At 64.7% G+C, this 3,463-nt stretch carries 4 protein-coding genes; 1 reads left to right on the top strand and 3 read right to left on the bottom strand.

Translation table 11 applies throughout. The features are described from left to right. Nucleotides 1-12: 12 nt before the first annotated feature. The 3 genes from AC5Y36_RS25685 to AC5Y36_RS25675 are packed head-to-tail and all read right to left on the bottom strand — an operon-like array spanning nucleotide 13 to nucleotide 2,251. A complete protein-coding gene (locus tag AC5Y36_RS25685) occupies nucleotides 13-282 on the bottom strand; it encodes a hypothetical protein (protein WP_500043797.1) in 270 nt (89 codons plus the stop codon). Nucleotide 283: 1 nt separating this feature from the next. Next, a complete protein-coding gene (locus tag AC5Y36_RS25680; protein WP_500043796.1) occupies nucleotides 284-1,774 on the bottom strand; it encodes a molybdopterin-dependent oxidoreductase in 1,491 nt (496 codons plus the stop codon). 15 nt (nucleotides 1,775-1,789) lie between these two features. Next, complete coding sequence (locus AC5Y36_RS25675; RefSeq protein WP_500043798.1) at nucleotides 1,790-2,251, bottom strand: oxidoreductase; 462 nt, start codon at nucleotides 2,249-2,251, stop codon at nucleotides 1,790-1,792. 96 nt (nucleotides 2,252-2,347) lie between these two features. Here AC5Y36_RS25675 and AC5Y36_RS25670 point away from each other — a divergent pair, with 96 nt between their 5' ends. Continuing rightward, entirely contained in the window at nucleotides 2,348-3,460 is a 1,113-nt protein-coding gene (locus tag AC5Y36_RS25670; protein ID WP_500043795.1) for an enolase C-terminal domain-like protein, read from the top strand. Nucleotides 3,461-3,463: the final 3 nt, after the last annotated feature.

Below are 3,463 nucleotides of genomic sequence, written 5' to 3'. Positions count from 1 at the left end.
AGCGGATAGCGATCAGCTGCTGCGGAACTCGCTGTCGTGCAACACGATTCCAGTACGCGGCCGCGCGCATTCCCGGTTGGCGCAGGTCAACGCGACCATGTAGGCGTCGTTGTCTTCGTCGAGAAACAGGAACCCGAGGTGCAGGGCGTCGCCGACGTCGAAATCTGTTCCCCCACAACTGTCGCAGTGACCGCCTTTGGCGGCGACCTGGTCGAGAACGCGTTGGCGCACAGCAGAATCAAGACCGATCAGCTCGGGACGGACGACCGTCGGCTCGGTCATCTCAGATCTCCACATCCTTGTCGTAGTGCACGTTGTCCTCGCGCCAGCCGCCCAGCCCGCGGCCGATGCCCGCGTAATCGTTGACGAACTCAATCTGGTTGATCCATTTGGCCATCTTGAATCCCACCTGGGTTTCCACCCGCAAACGCAGTGGTGCACCGTGTTTGATCGGCAGCAACTGGCCGTTCATCTCGGTGGCCAGAAGGGTTTGCGGCTTGTAGGCGAGCTCGATATCCATCACCTCGTAGAACTGGCCGCCGCCGTGCGAGCTGGGTTCGTCGCGATCATTGTCCTGCATGGTCAGAACGCAGATGTACTTTGCTTCCGGCAGCGGGCGGACCTCGGCCAGGAGGCGACTCAGGTGGATCCCGCTCCACTCGCCGATGCTGCTCCACCCCTGTACACAGTTGTGCAGCACCCGTTGGGTTTGCGGTTCTCCCAACGCTCGCAGGCCCGCCAGATCCAGCGTCACCGGGTTCTCCACCAATCCCCCGACCCGCAGCCGCCAGTCGACGAAGTTGTGCACCGCCATCACCTTGTATTCGGTGGAGCAGGGCGGCTTGCCGTTGACGCGATGCTCCTCTGACAGCTTGGAAGCCGGGTAATTCTGCCGGGAATCCAACGGGCGCAACAGCAGCAGCCGGGCTCGGGTGACGACCGCACCGAGAATGCGGTGTACCTGTGCGGGCCGGCGAAGGCTCCACTGGGTGGCCGCAACATGAACGCCGATCACCGTCGCGACGATCAGCAGCGACAGCGCCGTCGACCAATAGATGTTGCGGACCGAGCCGAAGATCATCAACGCGGTGAGTTGGCCCCAGCCCCAGAAGAAGATCATCGACAGGTGGATGACGATGAACACCAGGAATGCCACCAGGCCCAGGAAATGCAGGCTGCGGGCGCACTGACGCCCACCCCACATCCGCACGTACCAGGGGAATCGGGCTTCGATCGCCGGTGACTGGGCCGCCCCGGTCAGGATCTGGAAAGGCGCCAGCAGGAAGATCACCCCGGCGTAGGCTAACTTCTGTACCGCGTCCAGTGGTTCGCCCGGCAGCAGCGGTGGCAGATTGAACGTCATATAGGTGACGATGTCGTTGGCGGCCTCGGAGAAGATCGACCACGAGTACGGCCAGTAGCGGTGCCATTGCCCCGTGGCGAATAACAGGATGTAGTAAGACATCCCGACCAGGATCCAGCCCAGCACCGCGAAGAAATGCCAGTGCCGGCCCATCCCCAGCTGCGCGTGGCCGGGCAGGGCCACCAGCGGGTGGTAGTCCTCCTCCTCATCCAGGGTGTCGTAGAGCTTGTCGCGCGGCATCTGCTTTCTGGTGAAGCGGGCCCACTCTGTGCCCGGCTTGCTGTCGTCGTTCCAGTACAGCTTGGGGTGAGTGGACAGAATTTCGATTCCGCTGCGGATGATCAACGTCACGAACAGCAGGTTGAGCCAGTGCTCGACGCGCAACCAAGCCGGATAATCCAGTGCCGTCATGCCCGCAGCCCCCGGTTAGTCCTGCCAGCCCTGCTGGCGCGGATAGGCCACGTTGATGCCGGACAACACGGTCGCGTGCAGCGCGACAAACGCCGCCGCGAAAACCATGGCGAAGGTTCCGGGCGCGACATCCCAGCGTCCGGTCAGCGTGTCCAGCGCGGGCAGGCCCACCACCCGACTGACCAGGTAGATGCCCAGGAACAGTAGGCAGACGGCGCTGCCCAGGTACCAACCCCATAACGTCGCCGCCGTTGCGGCGGCAGCTATCAGGCAGCACGCGGTCAGCGCGACAACATACCCGGCGAAGTAGGTCGGCGGGGCCGCGCCGGTAGCCAGGACATACCCGTGGAAGGCGACGATTCCCAGCAGCAGCGCCACGCCCACCGCGGTCACCGTGCGTGGCAGGTTGAACGCCACCCAACCGTTCAAGGTGAGCAGTGGTGACGACCAGATGCGCCGCCATGCTCGGATGACCACCGTGCCCACGACTGCCTGATACCCCGGCGAGCCGGACAGCAAACCCGGTCCGATGCCACGCGCATATGCACGCCGCTCGGCGGGTAGTCAGCCGAAATGGCCATTACTACCGGCACTCCCGTTGCCATCGACGCCGTCGACGCGACCGCATACACCATCCCGACCGACGCGCCCGAATCCGACGGCACCCTTTCATGGGATACGACCACGATGGTATTGGTGACCGCGCGCGCCGACGGCATCATGGGTGTCGGCTACACCTATGCGGGTACCGCGGTGGCGACCGTGGTTCGCGACAAGATCGCGCAGGCGGTCGTCGGCGGCGACGCCCTGGCACCCCCTGCCCGATGGGCCGATATGCTGCATGCCATCCGCAACCTGGGCCGGCCGGGTGTCGTTGCCGAGGCCGTCGCTGCCGTCGATATCGCATTGTGGGATCTACGTTCTCGGCTGCTGAACGAACCGCTGACCGTCGCCCTCGGACCGGTCCGCGACAGCACCCCGATCTACGGCAGCGGCGGGTTCACGTCTTACGACAATGCGGCGTTGCAGTCCCAGCTCAGCGGATGGGTGGGCGCCGGGATACCCCGCGTCAAGATGAAAGTCGGCCGAAACCCCGAGGTCGACACCGCCCGGATCGCCGCGGCGCGCGCCGCCGTCGGGTCGGGAACCGAGCTCTACGTCGATGCGAACGGCGCCTACACGCGCAAGCAGGCACGATGGTGGGCCAACCGCTTCGCCGATCACGATGTCCGATGGTTCGAGGAGCCCGTCACCTCGGACGACCTGGCGGGACTGCACCAACTCTGTGTACAGGGGCCGGCGGGAATGGATATCGCTGCCGGCGAATACGGTTATGACCTGCCTTACTTCCAGCGGATGCTGGATGCCGGCGCGGTGGACTGCCTGCAGGCCGACGTGACCCGTTGCCTCGGGATCACCGGTGTGCTCAAGGTCGCCGCGCTGTGTGATGCGCGCAGCATCGACCTGTCGCTGCACTGCGCCCCCCAGATCAGCGCCCACGTCGGCACCGCGGTCTGGCATCTGCGGCATCTGGAGTACTTCCACGACCACATACGCATCGAAGGCCTCGCGTTCGACAACGTGCTCACGCCGCAAGCCGGCGGCGTGCTGCGACCGAATCGCACCGTGGCCGGGCACGGGCTCATCGTCAAATATCCTGACCTCGAACCATTTCGGGTTGGTTGACCG

The sequence above is a fragment of the Mycobacterium sp. NGS50 genome (assembly GCF_059812545.1).
The sequence above is the reverse complement of the archived record's forward strand: the minus strand, read 5'-3'. Positions and strand labels throughout refer to the sequence as shown.

Coding starts and splice junctions, on each gene's coding strand:
- AC5Y36_RS25680 (WP_500043796.1), bottom strand. CDS start 1,774: ATGACGGCACTGGATTATCCGGCTTGGTTGCGCGTCGAGCACTGGCTC.
- AC5Y36_RS25685 (WP_500043797.1), bottom strand. CDS start 282: ATGACCGAGCCGACGGTCGTCCGTCCCGAGCTGATCGGTCTTGATTCT.
- AC5Y36_RS25670 (WP_500043795.1), top strand. CDS start 2,348: ATGGCCATTACTACCGGCACTCCCGTTGCCATCGACGCCGTCGACGCG.